This window comes from Pseudomonas sp. SAS7 (assembly GCF_052112345.1).
Lineage (GTDB): Bacteria > Pseudomonadota > Gammaproteobacteria > Pseudomonadales > Pseudomonadaceae > Aquipseudomonas > Aquipseudomonas putida_Q.
Genome location: NZ_JBEGGO010000008.1, coordinates 221,359 through 239,129, shown reverse-complemented (window position 1 = coordinate 239,129; position 17,771 = coordinate 221,359). Strand labels below are relative to the sequence as shown.

Below are 17,771 nucleotides of genomic sequence, written 5' to 3'. Positions count from 1 at the left end.
AGTTTGCCTGCCTCCCTCACCGCTGGGGCTGCTGCTAAGGTGATTGCACCTAAGCAATCACCCGTTCACGTTGGAGGCAGCATGTCAGTAGAAAAAGTAGCGATTATCACGGCCGGTGGCAGTGGTATGGGCGCGGCAGCAGCACGGCGCTTGGCCGCTGACGGCTTCAAGGTTGGCATCCTTTCCTCTTCGGGCAAGGGCGAAGCACTGGCTGCCGAACTTGGCGGCATTGGCGTAACCGGCAGCAACCAGTCAGTTGATGACCTGAAACGCCTGGTCGACGCCGTGGTGGAAAAGTGGGGCCGCGTCGACGTGCTGGTCAACAGCGCCGGCCATGGTCCGCGCGCGCCGATCCTGGAAATCAGTGACGAAGACTGGCACAAGGGCATGGACACCTACCTGCTCAATGTCATCCGCCCGACCCGCTTGGTAACGCCTTACATGCAACGCCAGAAGGGTGGCGTGATCATCAACATTTCCACCGCATGGGCATTCGAGCCGAATGAGCTGTTCCCGACCTCTGCTGTATTCCGTTCGGGCCTGGCTGCGTTCACCAAGATCTTCGCCGACAATTTTGCCGGGGATAACGTGCGCATCAACAACGTCCTCCCCGGCTGGATCGACAGCCTGCCAGCCACCGAACAACGCCGCGACAGCGTGCCGCTCAAACGCTATGGTACCAGCGAGGAAATCGCCGCCACCATCGCGTTTCTGGCCAGCGAAGGCGCTGCCTACATCACCGGGCAGAACATCAAGGTAGACGGCGGCCTGACGCGCAGCGTGTGATTGCCTGTGGCCGCAGTGTGCGCTGCTGCGGCCTTCGGTTTATGCAACATGGGTGTTCTTCAAGGGTAATACTGCTCGTAGGCCAGTATGAATTGAGCCAAGGCCATATCACTGATAGCTATGTCCGGATGGGATTGTCGAAATTTATCCATCGCAGCTTCAAGGTAAACCCCCTTGATATTGCCATCGCTCGCAACAAAGCTGCTGGCATCATCTCGAGTTGCTGCTATCAGCTTATTATCTCGCGAGGTCAAGTAGGTGGTTGCAGTGCTCGTGCTGGAGATGAGGGTTTCGGCCCAGAAATCATTCATCGCCATCGCAGGACTGGAAAAAACCAAAAAACAACAGATGGACAAGGAAAATATATAGCGCATTACTAAACCTGAATGGAATATACCCAAAGTAGTGTTAGCGTCGTCAACCCTTCGCTTAACTACACTCACCCGCGAGCCATTTAATTGCATTACTCAACAACGTTTCTCCCCTTCATACGCATAGCAGCATTATTAGCACGCTTCAAGCGCTCAGCACGCTGGGATTTACTGTAATCGTCACGCCCTTGCATGACCCCGCCCGCCACCTCAATCCAATCACTCGCGGTACAACCGGAAACAAGAAAGGAAAATAAAAGCGGGCACATACACATCAATGATTTCATCAAACGCCCCAGTGATCATCGCTCACTACAATATGCAACTACTTTTCTTCCCCTGAAACGCTACGCAGTCGCTCCTGCGCTTGCTCCAGTTTTCTTTTGTATCTTTCAATCATTCTGGCAGACCCGGACTCTATCGCAGCTTCCAGCTGGTCCTCCCTGCGGTGAACATCTTTCAGTGCGCTAGACAATTGTTCTTCTTTTGAGCTCGGCTCATCATCACGGCAGTACCGCTGAACCCGGGACAACGCAGCTTCCAACCCTCTCTGCTGATATATATTCCCATACCGTATTGCCTGTTCCCTTTCGTGAGCAATCTCGTCCCTGCGCTGTTCACAGCTCTTTCTATCTTCAGCCAAAGACAGGTCACACACTGCAAACACAGCGAATACACCCAGTAAAAAAGGCGCTGCCCCCACGCTACGAATACCCAGCACGTGCTTCCTGTACGGATACCCTTCTAACTGCTTGCCAACAACACTTCGACCATTCATAACTGAACGCCTTGTAAACCTGAATTTTGCCACATCGCACAGCAACGCCAACAAGACGTGCGCTGCCATGAGTACTTGTACGTACAGGCCATCGAGCACCATGCTCAACTTGAGCAGCACAGTACCTCGCGATGACGCGACCGGCTTTACTTCAACCTTACTTGGCCTTACTTATCCATCTCAACAGGCGACTGGCCCTTACTTTTTCTTACCAAACGCCTGTACACCGCCACCCTGCCCTGATAATGCAGCCCCCGGGCAACGGACGAGCACCTGCCCAAGCCGCGCGACATTCACTAACGCGGCACGTGGCACACCCCCACCACCAGGTTATTCACATTAAAATAGTACTCAAAATCCGAGAACGCATTAAAGGTCATGATGCCCCCTTGAAAACCACGGGCCATGAATGGAATATTACTTCCCGCCGTATCGCCATCGAATGTTGAAATAGAACGTGTCTTGAAGAGATACCGCGAGGTATCCAGGTGCGTCATCGACAACTCGAAGCGTCTGTCGTACAAATACTTCACACCGTGCGGGGTTGTCACATTGTAATAGACATAAATCGCCCCTTCATTGGGGTCGATCGTCATATCTCCAACGCCGCGCCAAAGTCCCTCCCCCTCTTCCACGTGGACAAAGTCAATGGAGGCACTGCACGGGGCCCGAGGAATATCCCTGTATACCGATATCACATACCTGCTTATCAACCCTGCAAAGATCATTACCGAAAGAAGTGACGTGAGGCCAATCACTTTTTTCCAACGCGCAGATAATTTACGCACAACGCCTCCCCGTGGCTTTCAGGCTTTACACAGCTTATGAGTAATTGACTGAGAGGCTTGCGGACATAATAGTTGCTATCTTTCAACACCAGCGCCGGCTCGAACCCGGCCATCGCCATCAATACATCATCCTTGGACATACTTTCACTCTGCTCGGCGTACAGCGTTGCTCCTTCCCCTTCCCATACACGCTTCCAGGCTTCCAGGTCCGGCGGCTTGTGAAACATCAGGTAGGCATAGATAACAGGGAGCAACGCACCTAGAAAGGCGAGGGCCGGCAAAAACAAATGGCTATTTCTTCTTATCCATCCGTCACGCAATGGAAGGGGGGCAATAACAGAGGTCTGCCTTTCTTCAGCGAGCTCCGCCTTGCCAGATGCAGCCTCCCTTGAGCCGGTTTGCCTGCTGTCATTGCCAACAGGTTGCTCACTGGCGCCTGTTGATGCTGAAGGCCTGACTTGCTCGAGGTGCAATGGCATGTCCCGTTCAACTGCAGCGCCTGCGGAAACCATGGTAATTTCACACAGAAGTATCAAACCGCGCTTGGGCAATGTTTTCAAACTGTCTCGAGGCACACCAACATCAACAAGCTTCGAACGAAGCGCATGCACTGTCTTGTAATAACTGCTCTCAGAGACAACCAAGCCCCGGCCACCCCATACCTGGGAAATTATCGCCTCTTTATCAGTAATGCCTGCTATCAGGGCAAGCAACATATCGCTTTCGTTACTGCCTAAAATTGTTGATAACTGAGCACAACTCAGCGTCATCCGTTCCGCGTCGTAACAGACCTCCATCAATACCCTCCACGGCCAATGACTTGCGCCAGCACAATGACAACCTTCCGGCTAGCCAGCCGCCACTGTCCCGCTGCGCCACGCATAATATCATCACTGACTTTACAACCAGCCTATGCGGCAAGCGACGAGTTGATGGCCAGCAGATCAAAAGCGCGACCTGACCTGACCCGAGGCAGGCAGCGAAGGCGCTATTTACTGGCGACCGACTGATTGGCCAGCGGGCAGCTCTGGGCGTTAAGAAAACGCGATGTTTTCAGCCAGTTTTGCTGCGGGTAATAGGCAAACACGTAGCTGCCGCGTTGCAGCGTTTCGATCAGCTTGCCAGCAATCGCCGGCCGAACCGCAGGGCAGCCCTGGCTGCGCCCCAGGCGCCCGAGGCCGGGCACGACCTTGGGGTCGGCATACGCAGCGGCGTGCATCACAATCGCCCGAGACATGCTGTTGTCGTTGAACCCCGGCTCCAGCCCTTGCAGGCGCAGCGAGCGGCCATGCTTGCCACTGTAGGTCTGCCCCGTCTCGTACAGGCCGATGGAGGACTGGTAGCTGTTCGGCGCATTGGAAAACGTGGTCGGCACATCAGCGCCGCTGTTCTTGCCATGGGCGACCCACTCCTCGAACAACAGCTTCCTGGCGCGCAGGTCGAACACCCACAGGCGTTTGTCACGCGAAGCCTTGGAGTAATCGATCACCGTCAGCAACTTGTCCGCGTCGCTGTGACTGGCGCACGCGTAGGCGGTGAGTGCCAGGGCCAGGGTCGAAAGGCTGGCGTTAGGGGCCAACTGCTGCAGCTCGGCAGCGCTAGGCAGGGGTTGCGCGTAGGCAGCATGCCAAGCGCTGAGGAAAAACAGGCCAATACTGGCCGCTGAGAGCCGGAAGGCTCCCCGCAATGGTTCGAACATCGACATGGAATACCCTGTTAAAAACCTGTCTTTTCTTGCCTTGTTGCAGCCAAAAGCGGCTACTTTGCTTGATTACCTCAGGAAAGCCGATCACTTCTTGACCAATGGTTTAGATTCTTCACTGCCTTCGGTGCTGATCACCGTGAATTTTCCTTCGGTGCGGGTTTCCCGGGTCGACGCCCAGTCGGTGATCACCAACATCGTGCCGACGTCCATCGCCGTACGTAAATGACGGCGAAACTCCGGGTTGATGTTCAGTTGCCCCAGTTGTTCATAGGGCGTATTCCCGTACTCCGGGTTGCTCAGGCCCACCACCGACCACCGTAAGGGTAGCGCGCCATCGAGTGCCAGGGCGGATGGTTTTTGCAGCAGGGAATACACCGCCATGCCACTGCGGTGCTGGCTGCCTGCAGGCGCAAATGCTGGCGCCGAGCCGACCAACTGGCCACCGCGATACACGTAGGCACGCAAGTCGGCGCGGCTGATCAGGATCGACAGGGGCCCTGCCGTGGGGTCTGGGTCGTTCCAGAACTGCTGGTTGCTCAGCATCAGCGGGCCTTGGGCCTTGCCATCGCTGACCGTGGGCGCCAGCACGCCGGGGTGGTAGACCTCCACCGGGGCACTGCTGGTATCGGAAACGATGACGGTGGTCGAACTGAAGCCGGTGACTTCGTACAGCTTCTTGGCAAAGTCCATCGGCAGCCGCACGCAACCATGCGAGGCGGGGTACCCCGGTAGATGGCCTGCGTGCAGGGCAATGCCGTCCCACGTCAGGCGTTCCATGTAGGGCATCGGTGCGCTGTTGTAGAGGCTGGACTTATGCTCGACCTTCTTCTGCAGAATGCTGAATACCCCGGTGGGGGTTTCCCGCCCTGGCTTGCCGCTGCTCACGGTGCTGACACCAATGGCAATGCCATTGCGATAAACGTAGGCACGTTGCTCGGTAAGGCTGACCACTACGGTCACCGGCCCCACCGGCGAAACCTGCGGGTACCAGAGAAACTGGCCAGGCTTGAGGCTTTCAAGCTGGCTCCTGAGTGCGGCCGGTGTGGGCACCTGCAGTGGAGCCGCTTCGACCAAGACAGCGCTGAGTAACAGACCCAGTCCAAGCGTTACATGCAACATCCTATCGCCCTCCATAGAACCCTGCCGCCAGCTTAGTCGGAACACTCCCCGCAAAGCCAACCGCTCAACACGCCGGCCCCGGCTGCAAGGCCAGCACGCGCCCGTACCTGGTGCACCTGGTAACAAATTTGCACACTAAATGTGCACAAAATACCCACTTAAAGGCGCAACGCATCACGCAAAAAAGCCGAATGAACGCCTGTGATCCGTGAAACCCACCAAACGCGGGGGCTGGTATGAATCTTGTTTGTATACAAGACAAAAAATAAAAGTACACAACCATCACGGAGTTCCGATGGCGTCGATTTCACGTTCCGATGTTGACCAGCTCGATGCTCTCCCGGCCGATACGGCAGGGCCCAGTCAGCTGGCGTTGAGCCCCCGCCTGTACAGCGCCGACCTGGCGCCCACCCGCGCGGCAAATCGCACTTGGGGGCGCTACAGCCTGTTTGCGCTGTGGACCAACGATGTGCATAACATCGCCAACTATTCCTTCGCCATCGGCCTGTTCGCCCTGGGCATGAGCGGCGCGCAGATCCTCTCCGCCTTCGCGCTCGGCGCACTGGTGATCTACGGCCTGATGAACCTGTCCGGCTACATGGGCCAGAAGACCGGCCTGCCCTACCCCGTGCTGTGCCGGATCAGCTTCGGCATCCATGGGGCGCAGATTCCGGCACTGATCCGTGCGGTGATCGCCATCGCCTGGTTCGGCATCCAGACCTACCTCGCCTCGGTTGTCCTGCGCGTGCTGCTGACCGCCATCGTTCCAGACCTCAAGGCCTACGACCAGAACTCCATCCTCGGCCTGTCGACCCTGGGCTGGCTCACCTTCCTCGGCATCTGGTGCGTACAGGTGACGATCTTCGCCTACGGCATGGAGATGGTGCGGCGCTTCGAGTCCATCACAGGGCCGATCATCCTGGTGGCTTTCGCCTGCCTGGCGGGCTGGATGTACTGGCGCAGTGGCCTGTCGATTGCCTGGTCGAGCGGCAACGCACCAACCGGCTCCACAATGTGGCTGAAGGTGCTCGGCGCCGCTGCGTTGTGGGTCTCGCTGTACGGCACCATGATTCTCAACTTCTGCGACTTTACCCGTAACTGCCCGGACCGGCGCACCATCAGCGTGGGCAACTTCTGGGGCCTGCCAGTGAACATGCTCGGCTTCGCGCTGATCGCCGTGGTGCTCGCCGGTGCGCAGTTCAGCATTGATGGCAAGCTGGTGCAGGGCCCAACCGAAATCGTCGCCGCCATCCCCAACACCGCCGGCCTGGTGCTGGCCTGCCTGGCCTTCCTGATCGTCACCGTGGCAGTGAACATCATGGCCAACTTCGTCGCACCGGCCTACGTGCTCGCCAACCTGGCGCCAAACCTGCTGAACTTCCGCCGCGCAGGCCTGCTCAGCGCCGCCATCGCGGTGGTGATCCTGCCGTGGCACTTGTACAACAGCCCGTCCGTGATCGTGTATTTCCTCGGCGGCCTGGGCGCCCTGCTCGGCCCGCTGTACGGCATCATCGTCACCGACTACTACCTGGTACGCCGCAGCCGGGTGAACCTGCCGCAGCTGTATAGCGAAAGCCCGGAGGCCGCCTACCACTACAGCGGCGGGGTCAACCTGCGCGCCGTCGCGGCGTTTATCCCCGCTGCGCTGATCGCCATCGTGCTGGCACTGGTGCCGGCGTTCGAGACGCTGTCGCAGTTCTCCTGGTTCTTCGGGGCGGGTTTGGGCGGGTTGATTCATTACGCGATCGCCAATCGCAGCATCAAGCACGTGGAAGTATCCGGCGAAAGCATCGCGGTAGATAGCGCGCAGCACTGACCGGCGCAACAAGAAGGGACAAGGTTCATCGCGCTCTGGGGCACGATGAACCTTTTTTTGAGTACTACTGCTTGATCAAATCGCTAGGCTTCCAGCTCTGGTCGAAAAACGCCTGTTTCGGCCCGTACAGCCGCACAATCACCAGGAAGCCTTTGCCCGGTACCGTACGAATCCAGTTTTTCCCTGAACCTGGTGATTCAGGGCCGAAGTAGATGTCGGTGGAGCCGTCGCTGTTCTGCGCTGGCTTGTCCATCTGGTTGAGCGACGGGAACGGCTGGCCGTTGTCCAGCCCCGAGGCGGTCAGGTTGTCGTAGGCAGTCACCGACCAGAACAACGCCGCCGGCACATTTGCCGGAAGGTTGAGCTTGTAGGTGTGGGCACCGTCGAGGAACTTGCCGTCGGCATCGCGGGTAGTCGCCGGGTACTTGGCGCCGGCACCGACCATGTTCATCACCATGCCCGGGCTGTCCGAGTAGGCAGAGGTGAAGAACGCCACTCGCTGCTCAAGATTGGTGAACGTGCCGCTGGCCTGGAACTCGGTGTTTTCCCCGGCGAACGTATTCACATACTGGCGATCCGTGTAGTACAGCCCCCCTGGCTCTTTCATCAGCAGATGACTGGTGACCACCTTGCTCATCTTGAACGCCGTGCGTGCCGCCTCATCCAGCAGTTTGCGCCGTTCGGCATCCGGGGCGAAGGCCTTGCCCTTTTCGATGCCGATGGTATGCAGGAAGCCTCGCATGTCCATGTCCGCCGGGTCGACCGCTTCGGCTTCTATGAAGCGCGAGAGCAGTTCGAAGTAACGGCCGTCTTCGGGGAACAGCATGTTGATCGGTGCACCGGTAGCATCCGGGAACTGCATGGGCAGCGCCGAATCCTTTTTGCCTAACGGATAGATTTTCGTGCGCTCCACTTCGGCCACCGGCACGCTCAGGTCCTTCGGGTCCTTGAAGAAGGTGCGCCAGAACAGGAACACATTGTTGGTGCGCGAGCGGTAGACAAAGCCCTCGGTCGGTTCCGGGCCGTCATAACCAGGCGGCAGCAGCACATAGGTACCGCCCTTGCCCTTGTCGGGCCCGGCCAGGCCGACGTCACCACGCCAGGTCTTGCCATCGATGGTGGGCCCCACAATCGGCCGCTGGAAGAAGTCATCGAACATACCCTGCACCCCGGGCGGTGCCTCGACCACCAACGGACCGTACTTCGCCAGGTCCAGATAGCTCATGGCGTAGACCAGGTCAGAGTTCGGCGTGGTCACCAGCGTCTTGGCATTGATGCGCTTCTTCCAGGTCGGCAGGATGTTGTAGCCGGCACCGAACTGTTTCTCCGACGCCTCTTTCATCGACCAGATGTTGATTGCTGGCAACGCCCACAGGTACGACTGTACTGCACGCTGAAAGACCAGTTCGTCGATCAGGCTGCGGGCGGTGGCTTCGGTCGGGAAGCCATTTTCGAAAGGCTGGTTGGCCAGCTCTTCGTAACGCGTGGCGGCATTGGCGACGCTGCCCAGCGAGACCGCTACGGCCAGGGCGGTCAGGGTGTTGCGCAAGCTGCTCATGGGATGTCCTTATGTGGCGCAGTTTGAAAGGGTGCCTGATGCGGCCTTCAGTTGGCCTTGACCACCGCCGGCGGCGTCCACTGGCCGTTCATTGCAGAGGCTTCAGGCCAGTAGGCTCGAACGTACAGCGAGAAATCGGCGCCCTTCGGCGCGGGCAGCCAGTTGCTTTCCTTGTCGGCACCCGGCGATTCGCTCTGCACATACAGCGTCAGCGAGCCGTCAGCATTGTGTTTCAACGCTTTGTTCTTGGTACCCAGGGAGTACCGGCCCAAGGCGTTTTCGGCAAAGAAGTGTTGTTGGTTGTAGAGCGTGAGTGACCAGAAACCTTTTACCGGCGGCAGGGCATCCTTGGCGAACGTCACGCTGTAACGTTGGCCACCGTTGAGGCGTTGTCCGGTTTGATCCAGGTCCTGGTAGAAATACTTGGTCTCGATCTGTTTGTTGACGAAGATGTTCGACCGGGCGACCGCTGTGCGCAGGAAGTAATCGGTACCAAACGCTGCGCCATTGTTGATCGTGCTCCAGTGATGGGGCAGTTGCTGGCCGTAGTTGCGGAACTGCAACAGCGGCTTGACCACTTCCTCATCGGTTTTTTGTGCTTCGTCAATCATCGCCTGCTTCAGCTGAGGGTCGCGCTGGGCAATCTGTGCCAGGTTTGACAATTGAGCGTAGCGGGCCTCTTCACCGGGCAAGGGTTTGGCATCTGCGAGAATGGCCGGCAGTTCATCAAAGAACTTTTCCGGGAATACCCAGCGGGTTTCTTCATCACCCGCCGCTTGCGCAGGGAATTTGGGCGACTTGCGCCAGTCACGCTGTTTGGCTTTGCCATCGAATTGCGAAAGTGGGTACATGTCGATACCCGACAGGAATGGCTGAATCGCTTCGCGGTCCTGGTCGGTGTCATCCTGGAAAACACGGGGGATGACAAAACCGGTATTGGTCTTGGCCCGGAATACCTGGGTAATCCCTTCGGGTACTTTTCCGTTCCATTCAGGCCCGACCAGCAGATAGAAGCCGGGTTTGCTGCCATACATCTTGCCCAGTTCGGCAAAGCTGTCCGAGCGCAGGTCCACCACCTGGTACACCCAGAAACGGTCCTTGAAATCCGGTACTTGCAGCACCACCGGCTCGATGTCCAGGGCAATGCTGCCAGCGCCGTAGACCACGTCCTGGTTGGGGCAGGCGACCAGGCGTTCGCCGGGGGAGATGTAGTCGGTGAGCATGGACAGGTGATTGATCGGCGCCACCGGCACGATGCCACCCATCAGCCCGGCTTCGGGCAGGTCCTTGAATTTCTGCCTGCGGTTGTAGATGTTGGCCATCGTCCAGCCCCAGAAATACGCATCCCTGGCCTGCATGCGCACATAGGCCTCGGTCACTTTCACATCCGCCGCAGGGCCGGTTACCTGCACTGCCGGCTGATCGTTTGCCTGCACTGCGGCACTGATCAGCAGCGCGCTGGTTGCCAGCGCCAGGTGGGCCATCATTGCACCTTTTCTCATGCGGTCATCTCCTTGTCCGTTACTTCCCCAACGTGATGTTCAGACCCGCGAACAACGTGAACTGCGGCACGCCCGGGCCCTTGTGGTCCACCGTCCACTGCGGCTCGACGAACCAGTTGTAGATGTTGCTGCCCACCTTGCTGGCCTTGCCGATACCCAGGCCTACGGGGATGTAATGCGTGTCGTTTTTAAGGTCGAAGGTCCAGGTGCCGGTGGAGCGCAGGTACCAGCCCTTGGGCAGGTTGTGAATGATGAAAGGCTGAAAGGTCGCGGTCTCGACATGGGGCCGGTCATCATCACCGGCAAAAGATGACTGGTACTGCACCAGGGCACCCAGCAGGCCGCGTGGGGAGGCATCGATGGCCACGGCGGCAAGGCCGCCCTGCCATTTCCCGGTGCCCAGTTCATCATGCTCGGCAGTGGGGGCCGTGATCTGCGGGCCGATGCCCAGCTGCACGCCCTCGGTCTTGAGCAGAAAGATGTCGAACAGGTTCAAGTCGCCCAAGCCGGTGCTGTAACCGCCGTGCGGGTCCGGGCGGGTACTGATGGGCACCGTGGCGCGCAGCAGTTGCGGTACACCGATGAAGTCCCCCGGCGCGATTGGCAACGTGCCGCGCACCAGCAGGTCGTTGGTGTGCGCGTTGGTGTCATACAGCGACGGCGTGTAGTAATCCTGGAAGTTCAGACCCGGGGCAAGGTTGAGCGGGTTGTTACTTTTGTTGGCTGTTTCGGCATTGTCCGCAAAAGCGTCGAACGGTGACGAACATAAAACTGCCAATACCCACAATCGTAAAAGTTGACCTCTACGCATGCGTAATCTTCCCTGATCTGGCGATCGGCATCTGCAGCCGACCCGAATCGATTAATAGGTCGACTCAAAGTTAGCAGAGGTTCTTTATTGTGCTAGCAGGCGCCGTTATGTACCGGTCAGTTAAGCCATGAGGAATCAAGCGGGCTTTCAGTTTGTGTCTATGCTCAATAGCCAATCGCGTGTAGCCGAAAGGGGCCCCGCAGGCATTTGTTGCACGAACAGGCCATTGACTGAATCGAAACATGGACGGGAACACTCGATGAAATTTTGCAAACATGTGCTGGCTGCGGCAATTGGCCTGAACAGCGTCTGGGCCTTGGCCCAGGTAGAGCCAAAGGACGCCAGTGAGCAGACGCGTCAGGCCAATGCCGCCGTGCTAAAAGAGCTGCCCTTTGCAGACAAGCAGGACTTCGAAGACGCCAAGAAGGGCTTTATCGAAACCCTGGTGCCGATGACCATTCGGGACGCCAAAGGCGAAACATCCTGGGACCTGACCAGTTACGATTTCATCAAGGACGAGGCGCCCGATACGGTCAACCCGAGCCTCTGGCGCATCGCCGAACTGAACCTGAACAACGGCCTGTTCAAGGTCACCGACAGGGTCTACCAGATCCGCGGTTTCGACCTGTCCAACATGACCATCATCGAAACCGACAATGGCCTGATCATCATCGACCCGCTGGTTACCACCGAAGTGGCCAAGGCGGGCCTGGACCTGTACTACAAGAACCGCCCGAAAAAGCCGGTGGTGGCGGTGATCTACACCCACAGCCATGCCGACCACTACGGCGGCGTGAAAGGGGTGACCAACGAAGAGGATGTGAAGGCCGGCAAGGTCAAGATCATTGCCCCGGAAGGCTTCCTCGAAGAAGCCGTGAGCGAGAACGTGCTGGCGGGCAATGCGATGAGCCGACGCACCCTCTACCAGTACGGCGCATTGTTGCCGCGCAGCGCCCGTGGGCAGCTGGACGCCGGGCTCGGCAAAACCACCTCGTTCGGTACCTTTACCCTGATTGCGCCGACCGACACCATCACCAAGACCGGTGAGAAGCGCAACATCGACGGCGTCGAGATGGAATTCCAGATGGCGCCAGGCACCGAAGCGCCATCGGAAATGCTCATCTGGTTCCCGCAATTCAAACTGCTCAATACCGCCGAGGATGCCACTCACACCCTGCACAACCTGTACACCCTGCGCGGCGCCCAGGTGCGCAACGCGGCCAACTGGTGGAAGACCCTCAACCAGGCAATCAACGCCCATGGCAGCGAAGTCGAAGTGGTCATCGCCCAGCACCACTGGCCGATGTGGGGCCAGCAACGCATCGTCGACTTCATTGCCGACCAGCGGGACATGTTCAAGTACATCCATGACCAGTCGCTGAACCTGGCGAACAAGGGCTACACCATGGTCGAGATTGCCGAACAACTGCAGCTGCCCGACAGCACCGGCAAAAAATGGCACAACCGCGGTTACTACGGCTCGGTCAACCATGACGCCAAGGCCATCTACCAGCGCTACCTGGGCTGGTACGACAGCAACCCGGCCAACCTGCACCCGCTGCCACCCACCGAGGCGGGCCAGAAGTACGTCGAATTCATGGGCGGTGCCGAAGCGGTCATGACCAAGGCCAAGGCCTCGATCGACAAGGGCGACTACCGCTGGGCCGCCGAGGTGCTCAAGCATGTGGTATTCGCCGACCCGGCCAATCAGCAGGCGCGCAACCTGCAAGCCGATGCCTTTGAGCAACTGGGCTACCAGACGGAAAACCCGACCTGGCGCAACGAGTACCTGATGGGCGCATACGAACTGCGTAACGGCGTACCGAAGGTGCCGGGTATCAGCACCTCGAGTCCGGACATGGTGGCGGCGATGAGCCCCGACCTGCTGCTCGACTACCTGGGTGTGCGGATCAATGGCCCTAAAGCCATTGGCAAGCATGTGCTGCTGAACTGGAAACAGCCCGATGGCGGCAATTATGCGGTTGAGCTACGCAACGGCGTGATCATCTATACCGAAGGCAAGGTGCTGGACAAGGCCGATGCCACCTTGACGGTCGACAAGCTCGGCTTCGCCGGGCTAATGATGGGCGGCGTGGACCTGGACAAGGAAGTTGCCGCAGGCAAGGCCAAGGTGGAGGGCGACGTCGCCAAGGTCAACGAGCTGCTGGGGCTGCTCGATACCTTCCCGACCATGTTCGACATCGTCACGCCTTGACCCTGCCGCAAGCCCCGGCAACTGGCCGGGGCCACTCCATGGATGAACAGTGAGGACCCTACATGCTTCTACGCTCGTGGTGTACCGGCACAACCCTGTTGGGTATCAGCGTTGCCGCTTCCCTTTGCTCCGTTAACGCTCACGCAGACAACGCTCGCGACTGGCAAAACCTGCCAACCGACCTGAACATGATCTTCGGCTACTACAACCTCATCGACACCAACACGCCAATCGACACTTCATTGCCGATCGACGGGCTGTCGCTGAACGCCGACCTGTACATCCTGCGCTACGCGCGGTCCTTCGGCATCGACGGGCGCAACTCTGCGATACAGGTAATTCAGCCGTATGCCGATGTCAGCGCATCATTCGACGATGCGCGTTTTTTCGACGGTACCAAGCACAATGGCGGCATGGGTGATGTGCAGCTGGTTTTCGTGCACAACCTGTTCGGCGGGCCGGCGCTGACCCAGGAAGAGTTCGCCACCTGGCAGCCCGAGACGTTCCTGACCGGGGCCTTGTGGGTCACGGCCCCCACCGGCGACTACGACAAGAAGCGCATCATCAATATTGGCGCCAACCGCTGGGTGTTCAAACCGGAGCTGGCATTTGGCACGCCCATCGGGCCGACCTGGCTGGAGGTGAACACCTACGTGTCGCTGTATGGCGACAATGAGGATTACCTGGGCGACAACAAGCTTGAGCAGAAGCCGCTGTATGCCGTCGAAGGGCACTACAGCTACAGCTTCAACCGTGCGCTGTGGGCCTCTCTCGACGCCACCTACAACAAAGGCGGGGAAACCAGAATCAATGGCGTGAACCAGGACAACCAGCAAGAGAACACACTGCTGGGTGCCAGCCTGGGCTTCATGCTATCGCCCCAGTTCGGCGGGTTGATTGCCTATTCGGATACTGTCTCCGAGCGCACAGGGTCACCGGATGTGAATACCTGGACGTTGCGCTTGCAGTATGTGTGGTGAAGGTTTAATCAGCCAGCGCAGGCGACGCGAGTGAAACGGGTCGAGGGAGCAGTCAAATGCTCGAGTCATGCACCGCGAATGTGACATACCGTGCGCGGCAAACTACTGAAGCTTTTCTATCCATCTCCGATACTGACGAGTGCGAAAGGCCATGGCGAGTTGTTGAAGGATCAGCGCGCGTAACGGTGAAACGCTGGGGTCGGGCTTTTTGGCTCGGCTGAGTTTGCGCAATTGATACTTCACTACTGCCATGTTCGCCAAGGCGGCAAGGGCTTTGTTTTTCCAGGTTATCGGCGGCAACTGCGGGGCATTGTCCTTGCCCTGAAGCCAGTCACGAGGCAAATGCGGGTCGATGGCCAACGCGGTTCCGATGCCCACCATGTCCACACCACGCTGCACGACACTTTCGGCCACCGGGCGGCGACGTATACCGCCGGTGACCATCACCGGCATCCTGGCGACGGTCTGGATATCACGGGCAAACTCGACGAAATATGCTTCGCGAGCCAGGGTCCGGCCATCGCGCGCTTCACCTTGCATGGCCGGTACTTCGTAACTGCCTCCCGACAACTCCACCATATCCACGCCCAGGTCGTTGAGCCAACCAACTACCCTTTTCGCGTCATCGGCGGTGAAGCCTCCGCGCTGGAAGTCTGCAGAGTTGAGCTTGACCGCCACTGCAAAATCCGCAGAAACCACAGCCCTGACCGCCTTGACGATTTCGAGCAACAAGCGCGCCCGGTTTTCCAGAGCCCCGCCCCACTCGTCCGTCCTCTGGTTGGTCAACGGCGACAGGAACTGGCTCAGTAAATAGCCATGTGCAGCGTGGATTTCCACGCCTGTGAACCCTGCGCGCTCGCCGAGGCGTGCGGTATTCGCAAAGCGCTGGATAACCTCTTCGATCACGCCAGGGGTCATTGCATACGGCGTGACAAAACGTTTGGAAAGCTTGCCAAGCTCCAGCGGCACGGCTGAGGGTGCCCAGGTTTTTTGCCCAAGGTTGGCCTGCATCTGCCGGCCTGGGTGATTGATCTGCAACCAGAACTGCGCACCGCCGGATCGCCCCACACGCGCCCAGCGCTTGAACTTGTCCAGTTGCTGATCGTCCTGCAACACCACGCCACCCGGCCCGGTCATCGCGCGGCCGTCGACCATCACGTTGCCGGTGATGATCAGGCCGGCACCGCCGTCGGCCCATGCTTGATAAAGGCGCATCAGCGCTTCGGAAGGTGCCTGATCGGCGTCCGCCATGTTCTCTTCCATGGCAGCTTTGGCGATTCGATTCTTGATGGTCGAACCGTTGGGAAGTATCAGGGTGTCGAACACATTCATGGAGCAGTCCTCAACTGGGTATGAGGCCACCATAAGATTAAAGTGAACTTTAAGGTCAAGACCTTTTTGTTGGGGGGGGGCAGCCTGTCAGGCCTCGGAACCTTGGCGAGCGTTTTTTCTCAAGGAAGGCCTCACCGAACGCTTGCCTGAAGCTTGGCCAACCCCTTCTTCACGTAAACGATTCATCAACAGTTGCGCATTTTCCGCACACGCCATACCTTGAGGTTTACCCTCAATACCCTCGATGACGAGCAGAAGTTGCGCTTTGTTCTGGGCCAGCCGTTGCTGTAGAACGCCGATTTCCTCAACCTTCTGCTTGAGGCCACTGAGCAACTCATCGTGCTGCCAGCCGCTGGCATTCATCGGCATCAGTTGGCGGATTTCTTCCAATGAAAACCCCGCCGCCTGCGCCCCGGTGATGATCTGCAGAACCCACTGGGTATCAGGCGCGTAGTCCCTGTAGCCATTTGCTTTGCGCTCGACAGATCCGATCAAGCCGCTGGCCTCGTAGAAGCGGATGCGTGATGGCGCCAACCCGCTGATCTTCGCCAGTTCACCTATTCTCATAACCCACCCTGAAAATGCTATCGCCCCTGAGTTGACTTTAAAGCTGGAGTCCTCGGTCGGCAAAGCAAATCAGTATTGCCTGGGCCCACCTACGTCATATTACTTTCACTGCGCGGCCGATGAACTTCACCGGGCCCGTTGGCGCACCCGTGGGAGAGCCCCCCGCTTTCTCAAGGGTCAGCTCGAACAACTGATTGGGCTCAAGCGCAGGCAAGCGCGTCAGCGGCACGCGGTACTGTTCGCCCGGTTTGACCAACCCCAACGAAACAGGTGCGCGCCACTGCTCGCCCTTGGTCCAGAACTGCAAGGTCATGCCTTCGGGCACATCGTCCACGCCAAGCGGGATCAGTTCGATCATGCTCGCATCGTTGGCTTGCACTACCCACCCTGGGGCCTGGCCCGACGGCGCTACGAGCACCACCATGTAGGTGGTCACAGGCGGCGCCTTGGTCAACAGCGCAAAGGCCAGGAGCAAGCTCGCTGCAAGCCCCGCAGCGCTCAAGCCCTGCCAGAGTCCAAGCCGCTGCCACCACCCAGCTCGTGGATGCCCTGGCGGGTAAGCCTCTTCAAGGCTGCGCTCGATTCGTCCCCACAAGCGGTGGCTTGGCGTGATGGGTTCAACCTGCGTGGTCAGTTCGAGCAGTCGCGCCTCCCAGGCATCAACCGCGGCTCGTACGGCCGGCTCCGTTTTCAAACGGTCCTGTATGGCAGCACGCTGCTCGCCACTCAAGGTACCCAGCACATACTCGGCCGCCAGGTCGTCCAGGTCCTCGGCGCTGTCATCACCTGGGGTACGCTTCATGTCATGCACTCCCGCAGGGCCTTCAGGCTTCGCTTGATCCATGCCTTGACAGTGCCCAACGGCGCACCCAGCAGGGTTGCGATTTCGGCATTGCTGCAACCGTCCACATACGCATGCAGGATGCAACGCTGGGGAGCGGGTTGCAGTTGCTCAAGGCAGCGATAGATTTTCGCCGAGCCTGACCACAGTTGCAGGTCGTCCAGCTCCGGGGCCAGTGTGACAGCCGCGCCCATGCCAGGCTCGTCCAGCTCGGCTTCCCAGCGGCTGTCACGCACGAGGTTCAGCGCCAGGTGACGGGTGATGCTGTACACCCAGCCCCGTGCTGAACCGCGCGCTGGGTCATAGCTGGCAGCACGTGTCCAGATACGGACAAAGGCATCGTGAACAATGTCCTCCGCGCTCGCCTGGTCGCGCGCGATGCGCCGTGCGACGCCCAGCAAACGTGCCCCCTCATGTTCATAGAGCGCCTGCAAGGCGTGGCGGTCTCCTTGGGCGCAAGCGGCAAGACAGCCCTCGAAATCAAATGGAACAACGGGCGAATTCAAAATGGGGCGTTCCTTCATCATGAAACCTGGACGGTGCCCTGGCTTACCGGCCTGGGGCACGTCCAGCAGCGTAGATGATCAATCGCTGGTGTGCTG

At 58.8% G+C, this 17,771-nt stretch carries 17 protein-coding genes; 4 read left to right on the top strand and 13 right to left on the bottom strand.

Going from position 1 to position 17,771, the window contains the following annotated elements; translation table 11 throughout:
• The first annotated feature begins 81 nt into the window (after positions 1–81).
• Positions 82–786: an SDR family oxidoreductase gene (locus ABI582_RS15210; RefSeq protein ID WP_338746672.1), complete on the top strand. Its 705-nt coding sequence runs from the start codon at positions 82–84 to the stop codon at positions 784–786.
• Positions 787–845: 59 nt separating this feature from the next.
• Here the strand turns inward: ABI582_RS15210 and ABI582_RS15205 are convergent, their stop codons facing one another.
• The 6 genes from ABI582_RS15205 to ABI582_RS15180 form a co-directional block, all read right to left on the bottom strand.
• On the bottom strand, positions 846–1,160 hold the full coding sequence (locus ABI582_RS15205) for a DUF2388 domain-containing protein (protein WP_442119587.1): 315 nt from the start codon (positions 1,158–1,160) through the stop codon (positions 846–848).
• Between the two features lie 322 nt (positions 1,161–1,482).
• On the bottom strand, positions 1,483–2,055 hold the full coding sequence (locus tag ABI582_RS15200) for a DUF1090 family protein (protein ID WP_442119586.1): 573 nt from the start codon (positions 2,053–2,055) through the stop codon (positions 1,483–1,485).
• 176 nt (positions 2,056–2,231) lie between these two features.
• Entirely contained in the window at positions 2,232–2,531 is a 300-nt protein-coding gene (locus ABI582_RS15195; protein WP_442119585.1) for a hypothetical protein, read from the bottom strand.
• 158 nt (positions 2,532–2,689) lie between these two features.
• Entirely contained in the window at positions 2,690–3,520 is an 831-nt protein-coding gene (locus tag ABI582_RS15190) for a winged helix-turn-helix domain-containing protein (RefSeq protein ID WP_442119584.1), read from the bottom strand.
• Positions 3,521–3,711: 191 nt separating this feature from the next.
• Entirely contained in the window at positions 3,712–4,422 is a 711-nt protein-coding gene (locus ABI582_RS15185) for a murein L,D-transpeptidase catalytic domain family protein (RefSeq protein WP_374045938.1), read from the bottom strand.
• A gap of 90 nt (positions 4,423–4,512) precedes the next feature.
• On the bottom strand, positions 4,513–5,547 hold the full coding sequence (locus ABI582_RS15180) for a L,D-transpeptidase (RefSeq protein WP_442119583.1): 1,035 nt from the start codon (positions 5,545–5,547) through the stop codon (positions 4,513–4,515).
• Between the two features lie 295 nt (positions 5,548–5,842).
• Here ABI582_RS15180 and ABI582_RS15175 point away from each other — a divergent pair, with 295 nt between their 5' ends.
• Complete coding sequence (locus ABI582_RS15175; protein ID WP_442119582.1) at positions 5,843–7,363, top strand: NCS1 family nucleobase:cation symporter-1; 1,521 nt, start codon at positions 5,843–5,845, stop codon at positions 7,361–7,363.
• A 64-nt stretch (positions 7,364–7,427) separates the two neighbouring features.
• Here the strand turns inward: ABI582_RS15175 and ABI582_RS15170 are convergent, their stop codons facing one another.
• From ABI582_RS15170 to ABI582_RS15160, 3 genes are read right to left on the bottom strand one after another with little or no spacing between them, the layout of a single operon-like run.
• Entirely contained in the window at positions 7,428–8,921 is a 1,494-nt protein-coding gene (locus tag ABI582_RS15170) for a DUF1254 domain-containing protein (protein WP_442119581.1), read from the bottom strand.
• A gap of 47 nt (positions 8,922–8,968) precedes the next feature.
• Positions 8,969–10,408 carry a DUF1254 domain-containing protein gene (locus ABI582_RS15165; protein ID WP_442119626.1) on the bottom strand — a complete coding sequence of 480 codons (1,440 nt, stop codon included), beginning with the start codon at positions 10,406–10,408 and terminating at the stop codon, positions 8,969–8,971.
• 34 nt (positions 10,409–10,442) lie between these two features.
• Complete coding sequence (locus ABI582_RS15160) at positions 10,443–11,234, bottom strand: hypothetical protein (protein WP_442119580.1); 792 nt, start codon at positions 11,232–11,234, stop codon at positions 10,443–10,445.
• Between the two features lie 259 nt (positions 11,235–11,493).
• Between ABI582_RS15160 and ABI582_RS15155 the strand changes: the two genes are divergently transcribed.
• Both ABI582_RS15155 and ABI582_RS15150 read left to right on the top strand, forming a co-directional pair.
• Positions 11,494–13,449, top strand: coding sequence for an alkyl/aryl-sulfatase (locus ABI582_RS15155; RefSeq protein ID WP_442119579.1), 1,956 nt, complete (start codon positions 11,494–11,496; stop codon positions 13,447–13,449).
• 62 nt (positions 13,450–13,511) lie between these two features.
• Entirely contained in the window at positions 13,512–14,429 is a 918-nt protein-coding gene (locus tag ABI582_RS15150; RefSeq protein WP_338746661.1) for a transporter, read from the top strand.
• Between the two features lie 102 nt (positions 14,430–14,531).
• Here the strand turns inward: ABI582_RS15150 and ABI582_RS15145 are convergent, their stop codons facing one another.
• From ABI582_RS15145 to ABI582_RS15130, 4 genes are all read right to left on the bottom strand, one after another.
• Entirely contained in the window at positions 14,532–15,761 is a 1,230-nt protein-coding gene (locus ABI582_RS15145) for an NADH:flavin oxidoreductase/NADH oxidase family protein (protein WP_442119578.1), read from the bottom strand.
• Between the two features lie 87 nt (positions 15,762–15,848).
• Positions 15,849–16,328, bottom strand: a complete 480-nt coding sequence (locus ABI582_RS15140) for a MerR family transcriptional regulator (RefSeq protein ID WP_442119577.1) — start codon at positions 16,326–16,328, stop codon at positions 15,849–15,851.
• 94 nt (positions 16,329–16,422) lie between these two features.
• Positions 16,423–17,130, bottom strand: a complete 708-nt coding sequence (locus tag ABI582_RS15135) for an anti-sigma factor (protein ID WP_442119576.1) — start codon at positions 17,128–17,130, stop codon at positions 16,423–16,425.
• Entirely contained in the window at positions 17,127–17,675 is a 549-nt protein-coding gene (locus tag ABI582_RS15130) for a sigma-70 family RNA polymerase sigma factor (RefSeq protein WP_442119625.1), read from the bottom strand. Before ABI582_RS15130 ends, ABI582_RS15135 begins: the two co-directional genes overlap by 4 nt.
• Positions 17,676–17,771 lie beyond the last annotated feature (96 nt).